The 15,827-nt window shown below is 43.1% G+C and carries 12 protein-coding genes; 8 read left to right on the top strand and 4 right to left on the bottom strand.

Annotation, left to right across the window (positions count from 1 at the left end):
• Nucleotides 1-34 precede the first annotated feature (34 nt).
• Nucleotides 35-1,237, bottom strand: coding sequence for a pyridoxal phosphate-dependent aminotransferase (locus tag BM043_RS12520; RefSeq protein WP_092792142.1), 1,203 nt, complete (start codon nt 1,235-1,237; stop codon nt 35-37).
• A gap of 133 nt (nt 1,238-1,370) precedes the next feature.
• On the opposite strand from BM043_RS12520, the gene BM043_RS12515 reads away from it, so the two are divergent.
• Nucleotides 1,371-2,240 (top strand): toxin-antitoxin system YwqK family antitoxin, encoded by an 870-nt coding sequence (locus BM043_RS12515; RefSeq protein WP_092792140.1) that lies wholly within the window; start codon nt 1,371-1,373, stop codon nt 2,238-2,240.
• Here the strand turns inward: BM043_RS12515 and BM043_RS12510 are convergent.
• Nucleotides 2,234-2,590: a YraN family protein gene (locus BM043_RS12510; protein ID WP_092792138.1), complete on the bottom strand. Its 357-nt coding sequence runs from the start codon at nt 2,588-2,590 to the stop codon at nt 2,234-2,236. The genes BM043_RS12515 and BM043_RS12510 overlap by 7 nt on opposite strands.
• Nucleotides 2,591-2,674: 84 nt before the next feature.
• On the opposite strand from BM043_RS12510, the gene lipB reads away from it, so the two are divergent.
• The 7 genes from lipB (at nt 2,675) to BM043_RS12475 (ending at nt 9,802) form a co-directional block, all read left to right on the top strand.
• A complete protein-coding gene (lipB, locus tag BM043_RS12505; RefSeq protein WP_092792190.1) occupies nt 2,675-3,409 on the top strand; it encodes a lipoyl(octanoyl) transferase LipB in 735 nt (244 codons plus the stop codon).
• Between the two features lie 3 nt (nt 3,410-3,412).
• Nucleotides 3,413-3,814 carry a hypothetical protein gene (locus BM043_RS12500; protein WP_092792136.1) on the top strand — a complete coding sequence of 134 codons (402 nt, stop codon included), beginning with the start codon at nt 3,413-3,415 and terminating at the stop codon, nt 3,812-3,814.
• Nucleotides 3,815-3,824: 10 nt separating this feature from the next.
• Nucleotides 3,825-4,577 carry a 3'-5' exonuclease gene (locus BM043_RS12495; protein ID WP_092792134.1) on the top strand — a complete coding sequence of 251 codons (753 nt, stop codon included), beginning with the start codon at nt 3,825-3,827 and terminating at the stop codon, nt 4,575-4,577.
• 50 nt (nt 4,578-4,627) lie between these two features.
• Complete coding sequence (rnr, locus tag BM043_RS12490) at nt 4,628-6,826, top strand: ribonuclease R (RefSeq protein ID WP_092792132.1); 2,199 nt, start codon at nt 4,628-4,630, stop codon at nt 6,824-6,826.
• A complete protein-coding gene (locus BM043_RS12485) occupies nt 6,789-7,775 on the top strand; it encodes a polyprenyl synthetase family protein (RefSeq protein ID WP_092792130.1) in 987 nt (328 codons plus the stop codon). Before rnr ends, BM043_RS12485 begins: the two co-directional genes overlap by 38 nt.
• A 2-nt stretch (nt 7,776-7,777) precedes the next feature.
• Nucleotides 7,778-8,407: a rhomboid family intramembrane serine protease gene (locus tag BM043_RS12480; protein WP_092792128.1), complete on the top strand. Its 630-nt coding sequence runs from the start codon at nt 7,778-7,780 to the stop codon at nt 8,405-8,407.
• Between the two features lie 222 nt (nt 8,408-8,629).
• Nucleotides 8,630-9,802 carry a baeRF7 domain-containing protein gene (locus BM043_RS12475; RefSeq protein WP_092792126.1) on the top strand — a complete coding sequence of 391 codons (1,173 nt, stop codon included), beginning with the start codon at nt 8,630-8,632 and terminating at the stop codon, nt 9,800-9,802.
• Between the two features lie 38 nt (nt 9,803-9,840).
• On the opposite strand, the gene BM043_RS12470 is transcribed toward BM043_RS12475, so the two are convergent.
• Together BM043_RS12470 and BM043_RS12465 are read right to left on the bottom strand one after the other, a co-directional pair.
• Nucleotides 9,841-12,903: a WD40/YVTN/BNR-like repeat-containing protein gene (locus tag BM043_RS12470; RefSeq protein ID WP_092792124.1), complete on the bottom strand. Its 3,063-nt coding sequence runs from the start codon at nt 12,901-12,903 to the stop codon at nt 9,841-9,843.
• A gap of 100 nt (nt 12,904-13,003) precedes the next feature.
• A complete protein-coding gene (locus BM043_RS12465) occupies nt 13,004-15,712 on the bottom strand; it encodes a S9 family peptidase (protein ID WP_092792122.1) in 2,709 nt (902 codons plus the stop codon).
• Nucleotides 15,713-15,827 lie beyond the last annotated feature (115 nt).

Raw genomic sequence — 15,827 nt, 5'->3', positions numbered from 1 at the left:
AAAACAACCCCGGCGTTTACCGGGGTTGAAAAGTTTAAGCTAATTCGCCAAGGGCCTTTTTCAATCGCTTCATGGCTTCTTTCAAATCGTCCTCCGAAGCCGCGTAACTCAAACGAACGCAGTTGTCTGCTCCAAATGCAGCACCTGTCACTAGTGACACGTGAGCCACATCCAATAAATACAAACACAAATCATCTGCATTATTTATCGTGTGACCATGGGCGGACTTGCCAAAAAACGCGGTCACGTCCGGAAAGAAGTAAAACGCTCCCTCGGGAATATGCGTTTTGATTCCTGGAATTTCCTGAAGAAGATCCAAGACAATCGCTCTTCGATTTAAATAGGCATCGGCCATTTCCTTAGAAGGCGTTTGATCTCCGGAAATGGCAGCAAGAGCTGCTCGCTGGGCAATTCCAGTTCCCCCTGACGTAAATTGACCTTGGATTTTTTCCACTGCTTTGGCGATTTCCACCGGGGCGCAGATGTAGCCTACTCGCCATCCCGTCATCGCATAGCCTTTGGAAAATCCATTGACGGTGATCGTCCGCTCAAACATCCCGGGTAAGGATGCGATACTGAAATTTTTGCCCGTAAAATTGATCAACTCATAAATTTCATCTGCAATGACCATTAGTCCAGCTTTCTTTTTGACCACTTCGGCAATCGCTTCCAATTCAGACTGGCTGAAAACTGATCCAGTAGGATTGCAGGGAGAGGAATAGATCACCGCTTTGGTTTTATCGGTAATTGCTTCTTCTAGTTGCTGAGCAGTAGCCTTGAAATTATTCTCCAAAGTTCCTTCGATCAATACGGGGACGCCTCCGGCCAATTTGATGATTTCGGCATAGCTTACCCAATACGGTGAAAAAATCACCACTTCATCTCCTTCGTTGATTAGGCACATAAAAGTATTGGCGATCGAATGCTTTGCACCGGTCGATACTACGATATTTTCGGCTTTAGCTTCGGAAATGTTATTCTCTACGCGAAGTTTTTTTGCGATAGCTTCTCTCAGATCCTGATATCCGGCCACGGGAGGATATGAAAAGTATTTCCCCTCGTCGATCGCGGATTTTGCAGCTTCCTGAATGTGTTTGGGAGTTTTGAAATCCGGCTCGCCAAGACTCAGCCCAATGATGTCAATACCTTGAGTTTTCAGTTCCCGAGCTTTTTTTGCCATGGCTAGGGTTGCTGATTCCTCCATATTCAAGATGCGATCTGATAGAATAGAATTCATTATTTTTGGGATTTTATTACAAATTCCTCAAAAATAGGCAGAAGATTATAAATTTTAAACAAAGCGGGAGAATTGATGATGAAATGTTATTTTTGAATAAAATACACCGTAAAAAATTTCGTTTTTCGCATACATGAAGCGAGTTCGATTACTCTTCCTTTTATTACTAGTCACCACAGGTTATAGTCATGCTCAAAAGCAAGACAAAAAAACCGAGGAAAAGACCGACCCGGATTCCTCAGGCGTAGTGGACAAAAGTCTTCTGCCCACCACGATGCCTTTGTTGCTTTTTGATGATTCGAAAGAAAAAGAGGAGAAAAAGGCAAAAAAGAAAAAAGCCAAAAAAAATATCTGGTTTGGGATCAAAACCAAAAGAGGCTTTATCCGGGAAAATATCCGAGGTCAAGAGATATATCATATTTTTAATTACACGGACGCTACCAGACAGCCGGACCCCTATATCCGGGATGTCTATTGGTTTGATCAGGGAGAGCGAACTATCCGCTCATCGGGATTTACTTCGGGAGCTGGATACCTCTTACACGGACCCTACGAGCGACAAGTCAATGAAGTGGTCGTGGAAAGTGGAATGTTTTATTACGGCACCAAACATAGCACTTGGATGCTCTTTGATGCTCAAAATGTGCTTCAGGACAAAAATCATTACGAAGAAGGCTGGCCTCGCGAATCCCGTGTAACCTATTACAATCGTTCATCCAAAACCATCGAGAAAATCATTCCGGTTCAATACGGATTGGAAGAAGGGAATTTCTATCACTTTTACGAAGACCGGCAAGTAGCTGTCACCGGAGAATATCAATACGGAGAAAAAGTAGGATTGTGGACTGAGTATTGGGACACTGCCAATACCAAAGCCATCCGAAAGCGTGAAATTCAATATCAGGGAGAACCGTTTAATGATGATTTCAAACCCTACATTCGAGCAGAATGGGATGATGAGGGAAATTTGATTTACCGAAGCCCGAGAGCTCAAAATCAATAAAATGCATCTTCAAACTGTCTGAAATTAATCGCTCCGGTTCGATCCCGATACACGCCCACGATATCAAATCGTATATCCTTATGCCATTCTATTTCATGAATGTAGGCATCGGCAGCTTTGACGAGGAGTTTCTTTTTGGTGTAATCCACAAATTCCTCCGCATAACCAAAACCCGTCCCCGACCGATATTTCACCTCCACGAATATCAACAGACCGCGATACTTCATAATCAGGTCAATTTCGGCGTGTTTGTACCGGTAGTTGGTCTCGATTAATTCATAGCCCTTTCCCTGAAGCCAATCCGCGGCCATTTCTTCCGCTTTTTTACCGATCTCATTATGCTCTGCCATCTTGGAATAATGTTTAATTTTGAAAAATCGAAGAACGAATTCAACGAATCAGGAGTTGAAATCAAGTCACCTGATGTGCTGCAGATGAATGAAATTATCAATAAAAAAGTAGAATTCCGAGATTTGGGCCGAATGGATTACCAGGAAGCCTGGGACTATCAGGAAAAACTCTTTGGCGAAACCGTCAGCCTTAAGATTCAGAATCGAAAACTTCCTACAGAGGAACAAGTTTCCACACCTAATTACCTGCTATTTGTCGAGCATCCCCACGTCTACACCTTGGGAAAGAGCGGAAAAGAAGAAAATCTGCTGCTCGATGAAGCCGGACTAAAAACACATCAGGCGACTTATTACAAAATCAACCGCGGCGGGGACATCACCTATCACGGACCCGGACAGCTGGTTGGCTATCCGATTTTGGACCTGGACAATTTCTTTACCGATATTCACAAATACCTTCGCCTTTTGGAAGAGGCCATTATTTTGACTTTGGCGGATTACGGGGTAGAAGCAGGTCGAATCGACGGATTGACAGGAGTTTGGCTGGATCATATTACACAAATAAATCCCCGAAAAATCTGCGCAATGGGCGTCAAATCCAGCAGATGGGTAACCATGCATGGATTTGCTTTTAATCTCAATGCGGACATCGAATATTTCGGACACATCATTCCCTGCGGTATTGACGACAAAGCCGTCACTTCCTTACATCTGGAGCTGGGGCATGCTGTAAACGAAGCCGAAGTCAAGGCTCATTTGAAAAAACACATAGGAGACCTTTTCGAAATGGACTTTGTCGAAACGGATCAAACTAGTTGATTTATGAAAAAAGATATTGATTTCTCTCCAGTTACAGGCGTCAAATTGGCGATTGCAAAAGAAGAAACCGAATCAGGAGAAGAATGGTCGGTTTATATGATCAACCTCAACCTGATCGAGCTAAAAACCGTCATGATTACCTCTCGTGGATATGGAGAAATCGACGGGGAAAAACGAAAAACTTCCACGCTTCGCCACATGATCGAGGAATTGGGGCCACAGTGCGTGGCCAAAGTCGAGCCCATCGATCCGGCAGTTTTCACGCTGAACAACGAGTTTTGGGTGAGTTACTACATAATGGATCAGATTTTTGACAAAAAGTTTATCTTTACTCCTGGCAGTTTTGACCCCTCACTGCGGCAAGTCATCCCCGAACTAGGACTCGAAGGGGTCTTACATAGTTAACGAACCAACCATGAATGACTTTTTTGAGCAACTTGGAGACATTCTCTTTTTAGACATTGAGACGGCATCTTTGACCCCGAAATTTGAAGAACTCAACGAGCGACTTCAGGAAGAATGGGTAAAAAAAGAACGGCTGATCAAATCTGATGATGATGGTAAAATCGAACCAGGTTCGCTCTACTTTGATCGGGCGGGGATTCACGCTGAATTTGGCCAAGTAGTCTGTGTGGGAGTCGGTTATTTCCAATGGAAAAAAAAGGACAAAAAGCTGATCTTCCGATCCAAAGTTTTTTCCGCTGCTGAGGAGCGGGAACTTTTGGTGGACTTTTCTGCCTTATTGGAGAAGAAAAAATGGATTCTCTGTGCCCACAATGGGAAAGAATTCGATTTTCCATACCTCTGCCGCCGAATGCTGATTCAGGGGGTTCCACTACCGGAGCCTTTGCAAATCGCTGGAAAAAAACCTTGGGAAGTCCGACATTTGGACACCATGGAGCTTTGGAAATTTGGGGATTATAAGCACTACACCCGACTCGAATTACTCACCTCTGTTTTTGGTATCCCTTCATCCAAGGATGACTTGGACGGCAGTCAGGTCAATGCGACTTTTCATTTGGAAAATGACCTAGAAAAAATCAAAAAATACTGCGCCCGCGATGTGGAAGTGACCGCCCGGGTATATCTGGCCATGCATCCTCAACTTGACGAAATGGAAATCGAAGTCATTCATCTCGAAGAATTAAAAAAAGAACATAAAAAATAAAGGGTACAGACCATAATCTTTTTACCTTAAACCATTCAATCACCCACGCTATGGGAAGAAAATCCAACCGGAAAAAATCCAACAGCCCAAAAGGCAATAAACAAACCGATGCAGCATCACTTGCTCGTCGAATCTTACAATTTTTGGACAATAACTTTGGTCAAGAATTCAACCCTAAACAAATTATTAAAAGCCTGGAAATCAGAGACTCAATCACCAAAGGAGGTGTAGAACCCATCCTTCACAAACTGGTGGAAAACGGATCGATTTCCAAAACTCCCCGAAATTATTTTTCATCCAATCAGGAGCCAGGATTCATCACCGGCACGGTTGACAATGTCAATCCCCGATTTGCCTACGTCATCCCGGATGACCCCAAGGTATCGGATGGGGATATTTTGGTCAAAGAAGCCGATCTTAAGCAGGCCCTCGACGGAGACCGCGTACGCATCATGGTCTATCCAACTAAGGGACGCACTGGCCGGGTAGAAGGAAAAGTCCTTGAAATCCTCGAACGGGATCGGGATGAATTTGTCGGCCGAGTCGAAATCTCACCCCGATTCGCCTTTGTAGTTCCGGATTTCAAAAAAATGCATAAGGACATCTTTGTGCATCGCGGAGACTTGATGGGTGCAGAGCACAATGAAAAAGTCATCGTCAAACTTACTGAATGGCGCGAGGGAGACAAAAACCCCACCGGAAAAGTCACCCGGGTTTTGGGAAAAGCAGGTTTACATGAAGTGGAAATTCACTCAATCATGGCTGAATTTGGGCTACCTTTTGAATACCCAGAGCAGCCCGATCAGGAAGCCAATGCTATTTCAGAGGAAATTTCGAAGAAGGAAATCCAATCTCGTCGGGATTATAGGGATATCACTACGTTCACCATTGATCCCGTAGATGCCAAGGATTTTGATGATGCGATTTCCTTTAAAAAAATGGAAAACGGTCATTTCGAAGTCGGAATTCACATTGCGGATGTGACTCACTACGTCAAGCCAAAAACTGAACTGGAAAAAGAAGCCTTTAATCGAGCTACATCCGTTTATCTGGTGGATCGGACGATTCCTATGCTCCCTGAGCGGCTAAGTAATGGACTTTGCTCCCTTCGACCAAATGAGGATAAGTTGACTTTTGCCTGTGTATTTGAAATAGACGATCAGGCTAAAATTCATAATCATTGGATCGGCCGAACGATCATTCACTCGGATCGAAGATTTGCCTACGAGGATGCTCAACAAAATATTGACGACCAATCCGGTGACTTTTTCGAAGAGCTCACTACCCTGAACGAGTTAGCTAAAAAAGTGAGAAAAAAGCGCTTTGATCATGGAGCAGTGAATTTTGAAACCGTAGAAGTCAAATTCAAACTGGATGAAAAGGGAACCCCACTGGGATTAATGGTCAAGGAGCGAAAAGACATTCATAAGATGATCGAGGAATTTATGCTTTTGGCCAATAAATATGTGGCCGAATTTATTTTCAAAAAGCGAAGTGGGGCAGATACTTTCGTCTATCGAACTCACGATTCCCCGGATCCCGAAAAACTCGAAACCTTCTCCAATTTCGCGAAGCGATTTGGCCATCAAATCGAAATCGGAGAAACCAAAATTTCGGCAGGACTAAACAAACTCATGGACGAAATCCAGGGAAAACCCGAACAAAATGTACTCGAGCAGCTGGCTATTCGAAGTATGGCCAAAGCAAAATATACGACCGAACCCAAAGGCCATTTTGGATTGGCTTTTGCGCACTATACTCATTTCACCTCTCCGATCAGAAGATATCCTGATATGATGGTGCATCGATTATTGGAGCATTATCTTGATGGAGGAAAATCTCCGGATCCGGAATCTTGGGAACAAAAATGTGTGCATTCTTCTGAAAGAGAAAAACGTGCTGCGGATGCCGAAAGAGCTTCTATCAAATACAAGCAGGTAGAGTATATGTCCTTGGCAGAGGAAAAAGATTACGAAGGAATCGTCTCCGGAGTCACGGAGTGGGGAGTCTTTGTCGAGATCACCGAAACCAAATGCGAAGGCATGATTCGAGTGCAGGATATGACTGATGATTACTACGATTTTGACGAGAAAAATATGCGCTTGATCGGATCCCGATCAAAAAAAATGATCACTTTGGGTGACAAAGTGATGGTCCGGGTAGTTAACACCGATATTGACCGAAGAACAATCGATTTGGAATTTGCAGACAATGACGAAAAAAAGTCCCGCTCACGAGCTTTTAACTAACCTGGAAAACTTCCTTGCGGAAGAGAATTTTGGAGAATCCCCCAAAGAACTTTATCAACCCATCAGATACATTCTCAGTCTTGGCGGAAAGCGTATTCGACCGCTTTTGGCCCTGCTTTCCTATGGACTCTATCAGGATGATCCTGAAAAAATCCTAGGTCCGGCAGCGGCAATTGAGGTTTTTCACAACTTCACCCTGATGCATGACGACATCATGGATGAAGCCCCTCTGCGCAGAGGCAAAGCCACGGTACATGAAAAATGGAACCCTAATGTGGCCATTTTATCCGGCGATGTGATGCTGGTCAGAGCTTATGATTTATTGCTCAAATCTGATCATCAGTACCTCCCAGAAATTATTCGCCTATTTAATCAAACTGCCGCTGAAGTCTGCGAAGGACAGCAGCTGGACATGAATTTTGAAAGTTTGACGGTAGTGGAAGAAAGTGAGTATATCAACATGATTCGGCTCAAAACAGCCGTACTCCTCGGCCACGCATTGCAGCTTGGGGCTATTCTTGCCGGAGCCCCTTCCCGAGACAGTCAACTTTTGTATGAATTTGGTGTCAATATCGGGATCGGCTTTCAGTTGAAAGATGATTTGCTCGATGTATTTGCCGATCAGGCCAAATTCGGAAAGCAGGTGGGTGGAGACATCATTTCAAATAAGAAGACTTTCCTGCTGATCAAAGCGCTCGAAGCTGCCAAAGGCCAAGATCTCATGGAATTAAATACCTGGCTTTCGCTAAAGGAATTTGACAAGACCCAAAAGGTCAATGCCGTCACAGCCTTGTATGAAAAGCTCGGAATCCGAAAACTCACGGAAGAGAAAATGAACTTCTATTTCAGCAAGGGATTTGATCAACTTGAGTCCATTTCCTTCAAAAACCCTGATTATCACGAGACTTTACTTTCGATTACTCAAGATCTCGTCCATAGAGAAAAATAAGCATGACTCTTTCCATCACTACCCTTGTGATCATCCTAACCGTGATCACCAGCTTAATCGGTTTTAATAATTCCAGTTTTATCGAACGCTGGATGTTTACCCCATATCAGATCAAGCGGAAAAATCAATGGGACCGATTTATCCTATCCGGATTGATCCACAAAGACTACATCCACCTGCTATTCAATATGTTCACCTTCTACTTTTTTGGAAGGGTCGTGGAACAGTTTTTAGCCTATCAGTTTGGAGTAATCACCGGCGGGCTGGTATTCATTGTTTTTTATCTTTTGGGAATCATCATAGCGGATATTCCTACCTATCTTAAAAATAAGGACAACAGCTATTATCGGGCTTTAGGCGCTTCAGGGGGTACAGCCGCTACGGTTTTTTCCAGCATTATTATTATGCCACTGGCAGATATTTGTCTTTTTGGGATCATCTGCCTCCCAGGATTTATCCTGGGTGCACTCTTTTTGATTTATTCCTACACCAAAGGAAAGCAAGACAATGATGGCATCAACCACGATGCGCACCTCTATGGGGCCTTATTCGGAATTATTTTCATTTTGGTTATTTCTCCTGAAAGTGCCATTCAGTTTTTCGAACAGATCAAGAGTTATCGAATTTTTTGATTTTCAAAATTTTGATCCTGAATCTTATCCTTTAATTTCTTGCCTGAATGAATTAAGAAGTTAAAAATCAGGTTTTTAGAAAAATAAAAGAATCCAACGGGTCGATTTTTGAATTATTTTTTACCTATTTTATTAATTCTAAATTTGATTTTGTAGTTATTTTTTAGTACATTATTTATTTCTGGAATTAAAAATTTAGAATAAAATAAAGCCTAAAAAATCATGAAAATTTTCGCAAAACAAGATTTCCTGGACTTAACAAAAATAGAGTCCAACCCGGTTATATCTATTTTTCTTCCTACCTCTCGACAAAGTTCGGATGGCTATAGAGAAGATATGATTCAATTGAAAAACCAACTCAAGGAGATTAAATCAAAACTTCAGGAGATTTGGAATATGGAAAAGAAACAAATCGATAAACTCCTAAATCCAGCCCATGAGCTACTGGATAATTTTGAGTTTTGGCAGCACAACTCTGACATGTTAACTCTCTATATTTATGAAGACGAAATGAAAAGTATCCGGCTACCACTTTCGCTTGAAAAAGCCTCTCATTTTATCGGAGAGCGACCGCTGACTTTTCCCCTGATCCCGGCTATCAACGGAAATGGTCAGTTTTATATTTTGTTGCTGAACTTGGACAAAATTCACCTTTATTGTGCAACCCGAGATGTCATTCAAGAAATTATTCTGGATTCTGAGGAGGTAGCATTGTCCTATACCGCTGAAGAAGAAATAGACGAAAACCAAGCACACCTTCAGGGAAAAGGAGGTGTGGGAAATGCGGGAGCGATGTTTCACGGACATGCTGGGGGTTCGGACGAGGAAAAAAAGGTGACCATATTAAATTATTTTCATCGAATGTCTTCTATGCTCGAACCCAAATTGAATCAAAATCCCCTCCCCTTATTTCTGGCTGGTGTGGATTATCTGATTCCCCTATATCGTCAGGCCAGCAATTATGGTAATCTACAAGAAGGGCATATCAGCGGATCGTTTTCCCCAAAGGATCAAATGGAAATCCATCAAAATGCCTGGGAGCTTGCGAGTGATTTATTTCGAAAAGATGAAGATAAACGATTTCAGGAATTTGAAGCTAAAAAGGCCGAAAGGCTTGCGATCGATAATGATCCTGATACTCTCATTAAAATGGCTCTCACAGGTGCAGTAGACACTCTATTTGTCAATCCGAATCATAAGCATCTATGGGGCAAATTTTCACCGCAGGATCATAAAACAACCCTGTTTGACACGCAAAAAAAAGGAGCGCATTGTTTATTTGATTTGGCGAGCCAAAAAGTAATAGAAACAGGTGGAAAGGTTTTCCATGCAGTGCCTGAAGACTTCCCTGAAAACCAATACATCAAAGGTATTCTTCGATACCCTGCAAATTAAAAAAAGCCCCAAGGACGACTTGGGGCTTTGCTTTTCATTTATTTCTTCATATCCAATTTCGTTTTCAACTCTTCAATATTAAGCAGTTTTGATATTTCTTCCTGCTCCAGTTCTTTGAATTTTGCCAGTTGAACAGCGATGAGCTCCGTCAATTCAGTCCGTACTTCTTCGGCCTGATCGGTGGGTTTGAAATCGCCATTTCCGGCTACAGAATTCAAGTGAGCCAATTTATTATTGAGTCGAATTGGGAAGTTGAGTGGGTCCTGACCGCTTCGATTTTTAGTCTGATAAAGCGTCTCCTCAATAGATTTCATCTCAGCCTGTACTCGTTCAATTGCTTTGGTTTTCTTGTCCAAGCTATCCAATTCAGTCCTATACTGGCGAATCAACTTAATCGTTTGATGAGTTTCGGTCAGCTTTCTGTTAACATTCATCAAAAATTCAAACTGCTCCTCCAAGTCCGCTTGAGTCGAAGGATATCTAGGATCAGCCAAAACCTTGAAATCCTGAACCTGTGTTTCACCATCGAGCGTCATTCTCACCTTGTAAGTTCCCGGTACTACTTTGGGCCCTCTCAAATTAGCTGCCCACATGATCAATCCATCAAATCCCTCAGCATCTTCAACTCTCAGATTCCAGTTAAATTCATTGCTTCCCGGCTTAACTTTTAGCGTGTCTCCGTTGTAGCCTGCTGTAGAGAAGGTTCTAAGAATCCGGTCTTCATTATCCAAAAACTCAACTTTTAACTCTTCCTTGGGCTCTTCTTTCATGAAGTAATAAACCAAAACACCACCTGGCCGATTTGATCCCTGAGTTAATGATTTTCTCCTCACGCCATCAATTCGATAGGAATCCTGAGGCTTGAATAGGTGAAGCGCCTTCTCTTCGAATCCAGGCTCAGCCTGATGAAGGACGGTCAAATCATCAATTATCCAAAATGAACGACCTTGAGTTGCCGCAATCAAATTATTTTCCTTAATCGTCAAATCCGTGATCGGCACAATCGGCAGATTCATCTGAAGTGAATGCCAAGAAGCTCCATCATCTTTGGAGTAATACATACCGGTTTCTGTCCCTGCATAAAGCATTCCCCGCTTTTCTGGATCTGCCCGAACTACCCGTGTGAAGTGCTCAGGATCGATTCCGCTGGTGATTTTGGTCCAGGTCTTTCCATAATCCTTGGTCTTGTAGAGATAAGGTTCATAATTCCCGCTCTTGTATCCAGTAGCGGCAAAATAAGCCTCAGCCGGATCAAATGGGCTCGCTTCGATACTATTGATTTGAAGCCATTCGGGCATTTCGGCAGGAGTTACATTCTGCCAAATGGTACCATTATCTGTGGTTACGTGCACCAAACCGTCATCTGATCCAGCCCAAATCACCCCTGCCTTCACTGGAGATTCTGCTGCGGTGAAAATAGTCGCATAATATTCTACCGAAGTATTGTCTTTGGTGATTGGTCCTCCAGAGGGTCCGAGTTTACTTTGGTCATTTCTGGTCAAATCCGGAGAGAATACTTCCCAACTCTGCCCTTCATTCGTAGATCGGTGAAAACGATTAGATGTCGTATAGAGCATTTTTGGATTGTGCGGTGAAAAGAAAATCGGAAAATTCCACTGGAAGCGGTATTTCATATCCTCGGCTCCATGTCCCATCGGGTTATTTGGCCACACATTCACAGAGCGCGTGATATCATTTCTATGATCAACACGGGTGAGGTAACCACCATACGATCCACCATAAACGATATCATTGTCTGTCGGGTCAGGTGCTATCCAGCCACTTTCTCCTCCTGCTGTAGGTTCCCAATCATCCTCAGAGATTCCTCCGCCCCCGGCTACGCGGTGACGAATTCGCATGGTGGAATTATCCTGCTGGGCACCATAAATTCGATATGGGAAAGAATTATCCGTCGTCACCCGATAAAATTGAGCTGTCGGCTGATTCATCATCGATGACCAATTGTTGCCTCCATCTTCAGAAATCTGAGCTCCTCCATCATCAGCAATAATCATTCGTTGATTATTTTCAGGGTCAATCCATAAATCATGGTGATCTCCATGAGGCGCATTGGCTCCTTTAAACTTCTTACCACCGTCAGTGGATTTGTGGTAGCTTACATTGAGTACATAAACAGTCTCTTCGTCTTGGGTATCGGCATAGATCCGAGTATAGTACCACGCTCGCTGCCGAAGACTTCGGTCATCATTGGTTTTCTCCCAAGTTTCACCGCCATCTTTGGAGGTGAATACACCTCCATTTTCATTTTCAATAATGGCATAAAGTCTGTCAGAATTAACCGGAGAAACGGTGATACCCATAATCCCTAAAAGTCCTTCTGGAAATCCTTCTTTTTCGGTCAAATCTTCCCAGTTTTCTCCCCCGTCGGTAGATTTATACATTTTGGATCCTGCACCACCACTTTCCAGGGAATACGGTGTCCGCTTCAGCTCCCAAGTCGTCGCATAAAGCACGTTCGGATCGTTTGGATCCAGAATCAAATCCACTGCTCCCGATTGATCATCAGCGAAAAGCACTTGTTTCCAATTTTTGCCTCCATCCGTAGTTTTGTAAACTCCTCTGGTTTGATCGGGCTTAAAAATATCGCCCAAAACAGCTGCGTAAACCGTATTGGGGTCCTCGGGATGAATACGAAGACGGGAGACAAATCGACTTTTATCCAGTCCTGCCCTTTCCCAGGTTTTTCCCGCATCTGCAGATCTCCAAACCCCATAACCAAAGGAAACATTTCCTCGGACGGTCTTTTCTCCCCCACCTGCATAAACCACAGCGGTATCACTTTGAGAAACGGCTACCGCGCCGATAGAACCTCCAAAAAATCCATCGGAGACAGATTTCCATGTTCGGCCGGAGTCCACTGTTTTCCACACGCCTCCACCAGTAGAGGCAAAATAATACGAATGATCTGATCCCGGTACCCCGGTGACTCCATCCGCTCGACCTCCACGAAAAGGTCCGACAAGTCGCCATTCCAAAGCTTTATAAATCTCTGGATCCGGTACATTTTGAGCTTTGGTATTTGGAATAACCAAAGCAAATAACAGCATTGGAATTATTCCGAGAAGTAATATTTTTCTCATAGTAAAATTGGTGGTTGATTGAATTAGAAATTACTCATTACGTTTTAATTCAGCTTCCCTAGGCAGCTGAAAATCGATTCGGTTTTTTTGTTAATGAAAATCAATCGGCTTTTTCATATAATTTATCCAAATGAGGAATACCCTCGACCATCCATTCTGGCGCAGGCTTATCCATCAGATAATGATCGAAATAAGCCTTCATTCTTCTTTGGAAATCCTTTTGATTAGCTTCATTGGCGAGATGATGACCTTCATTGGGGTAAGATAAGAAAATAACTTCTTTCCCATTTCTTCTGGCGGCGTTGAAAAACTCCAAGCCCTGAGACCAATCCACCGCCCCGTCTTTGGTGCCGTGAAGAATCATAAATGGTGTCTTGATATTCGGCACATGGTGCATGGGGTTTTCGCGCTGATAAATCTCCCGGTGTGTCCAAGGCGTGACTCCTCGTCCCATTCTAACCTGTCCAATCTCCATGATTCCATGGTGAACGGTACCCGAGCTTCCATAGATATTGTTGTAAAAGCTCTCCAAATTAGTGGGAGGTGCACCGGTCACGATACAGCGGAACATATCGGTTTGAGTCAAAATAAACGAAGTTTGATATCCTCCCCAACTATGACCTTGCAAGCCAATTCGCTCCTCATCCGCATAGCCTAGTTTGATCAGTTCTTTGGCTGCCGATGTGATCACGTCCAAGGAACTCGTTCCCGGCTTTCCTTCTTCGAAGACAATATCAGGCATGAAAATCAGATATCCGTTACTCGCATAGGTCGAGAAATGCGGTCTGTCGTCATACACCGGCATGGAATATTGATGATGTCGATCCGACATTTTCTCATAAAAGTAAAATAAAGTCGGATAAGCTTTTCCTTCTTCATATCCTGCCGGAAGAGTCATCGTACCCTGTAATTTATTTCCCCGGCTATCCGTAAACTCTACTAACTTCCGCTTCCCCCATGCATATTCGGACTGCTGCGGATTGGCATCAGTTAGTTTGATGTGATTTTTAAAATCAGAAGAGGATACATAGTAGTCTGGGAATTTTTCAAAGGTCTGTTTGGTGAAAAATATCAGACCTGAATTTTCTGCTGCCTTCATGGGATTACCAAAGCTCATGTCTTCATAGACCAAAGGATTTGGATTTTTCCCCAGTTCCAAATTATAAAATCCTTCTTTTTTGGTCAATTCTCCATAAGCCGATAGCAGAATTGGCTTTTCGGTATCGATCCATTCTTCTTCCCTATCGAGATTGACCAGTCGAAATCTGATTTCCTCCTGATCTCCGATTTTAGTAAGATTTGTGGCTTCAGATCCATCCAAGGCCAGCATCCAAAGATCATATTTATGATTAACGATTACATGGTTTCCATCTTTGGTCCAACCTGCCAAACCAAATGGTGGCTTTTCATGGGGATATGGATGCTCCAAATTCATAAAGACGATAGGAGCATTCGAAGAGATATCGGTCGTCTGATCTCTGTCAAAATCATACACGAGGAGAGAAGTATCCTTTTGGTACAAATAATATCGCCCGTCAGGAGAATAACCCAAAGTCCGGTTGACTTCGGCTGCAATAACCTTTTTCTCAGCTGTTTTGATATCGACACGATAAAGATCGGCAGGAGAAATCCCCCAGTTTACATCATTGAGATAGGAAGTTTCATCTCGGCCCAATCTATAGTTTGGATGCTTGGAGTCTAGTACCGTCCGCATGTTTTCATCGGACAGTTGCTTAAAACTTCCATCCTGAAAATGAAAGACTGACGTGTAGGTGAAATTCTTGTCCCGATTTGCACGAACGATCTGTACCGATTGAATATAGGGATCTTTCCAATGCCAGACATCTACATTGGCAATGGTGTCCTTACTCATTTTGATTTTCTCTTCCTGCTCCTTGATCCCAAAAAATATCGATCTCCCGTCATCGGAAAAACTCAAATCTCCTTTGTCACTGATGACAAAATCAGCCGGAAAACCAGATGATTCTATGGAAAGATTCGCTTGCTTAGGTTCTCGATTAAGGTCATAAAAAACCAATAATTCATTGGACTGTTGCCAGAGTGAATCTACTTTGTTTCCCTTGAGCACCGCCAGTTGGTTTCCTTTTGCGTTCCGCTCCTCTTTTTTTGCCTGAGTATCATCCCAGGTAAGCTTTTGATAAGTCGCTTTGTCCCCATCTAGCAGGGTGGTATTTTTGGTGCCTAAAGCCAAAAGGTAAAGACCATTACCTGCCTGGTCAGCGGCATCGACAGTATAAGCCAAGTGAGAGCTCTTCTGGTTAAAGGCAAAATCGGATACATTCCCGATTGACATGGCCTGCTTTTTCCCTAAATTGTATAGAATCAAATCCGCCCCTTTTGCTCCTTCTGCCTTCTCCTTGAGCACAGCCCAGTAGGCCCCATCATTGGAAAACGCCAATCTATCCGCATTTTCGATGACATACTGATGATCTACGCTGAGAGATTTTACTGTTGCCGATTGAGGGACCGACTTTTTGGCTTTTCTCAATTTATCGGCTTCTTCTTCTCCTGGCTTGGTAAAGTAGGCGACGTAATTACCCTCAGCAGAAAAAGTAGGGGAAAACCCATTTGGGATTCTGTCGACTTGTTGATTTTTGACAGATAAAATATGAAGCGTGTCGTCTCCTCCGTTTGGCCGCAAAGCATAGGCAAACCAATCACCATCGGGGGACACTTCCGGGGAGATGATTCTAGACCAGCGGGAGTAGTCTTCGAGTTGTAGTGGTTTTTCCTGGGCAAGAGTACCAAAACAAAATAGGAAAAAGAGAATGGGTATATATGGTTTCATGGCTAGTGGGATTATTTGGGATGTATATTAGCCAATATCAATCACACTGCACAGAATAAAAATTGAAATTACATTTGAGGTAAAAACCTCTGGAATTCACGCAAAAAAAAAGGGC

The sequence above is a fragment of the Algoriphagus hitonicola genome, assembly GCF_900113375.1.
In the GTDB taxonomy this organism is placed as follows: domain Bacteria; phylum Bacteroidota; class Bacteroidia; order Cytophagales; family Cyclobacteriaceae; genus Algoriphagus; species Algoriphagus hitonicola.
Note: the sequence above shows the minus strand (reverse complement) of the source record. Positions and strands in the feature narration are given on the sequence as shown.

Excerpts from the sequence above, each read along its gene's own strand:
- BM043_RS12495 (WP_092792134.1), top strand. The coding sequence starts at position 3,825 with ATGAATGACTTTTTTGAGCAACTTGGAGACATTCTCTTTTTAGACATT.
- BM043_RS12500 (WP_092792136.1), top strand. The coding sequence starts at position 3,413 with ATGAAAAAAGATATTGATTTCTCTCCAGTTACAGGCGTCAAATTGGCG.
- BM043_RS12520 (WP_092792142.1), bottom strand. The coding sequence starts at position 1,237 with ATGAATTCTATTCTATCAGATCGCATCTTGAATATGGAGGAATCAGCA.
- BM043_RS12515 (WP_092792140.1), top strand. The coding sequence starts at position 1,371 with ATGAAGCGAGTTCGATTACTCTTCCTTTTATTACTAGTCACCACAGGT.
- BM043_RS12485 (WP_092792130.1), top strand. The coding sequence starts at position 6,789 with ATGACGAAAAAAAGTCCCGCTCACGAGCTTTTAACTAACCTGGAAAAC.
- BM043_RS12470 (WP_092792124.1), bottom strand. The coding sequence starts at position 12,903 with ATGAGAAAAATATTACTTCTCGGAATAATTCCAATGCTGTTATTTGCT.
- BM043_RS12510 (WP_092792138.1), bottom strand. The coding sequence starts at position 2,590 with ATGGCAGAGCATAATGAGATCGGTAAAAAAGCGGAAGAAATGGCCGCG.
- lipB (WP_092792190.1), top strand. The coding sequence starts at position 2,675 with ATGAATGAAATTATCAATAAAAAAGTAGAATTCCGAGATTTGGGCCGA.
- BM043_RS12475 (WP_092792126.1), top strand. The coding sequence starts at position 8,630 with ATGAAAATTTTCGCAAAACAAGATTTCCTGGACTTAACAAAAATAGAG.
- BM043_RS12465 (WP_092792122.1), bottom strand. The coding sequence starts at position 15,712 with ATGAAACCATATATACCCATTCTCTTTTTCCTATTTTGTTTTGGTACT.
- BM043_RS12480 (WP_092792128.1), top strand. The coding sequence starts at position 7,778 with ATGACTCTTTCCATCACTACCCTTGTGATCATCCTAACCGTGATCACC.
- rnr (WP_092792132.1), top strand. The coding sequence starts at position 4,628 with ATGGGAAGAAAATCCAACCGGAAAAAATCCAACAGCCCAAAAGGCAAT.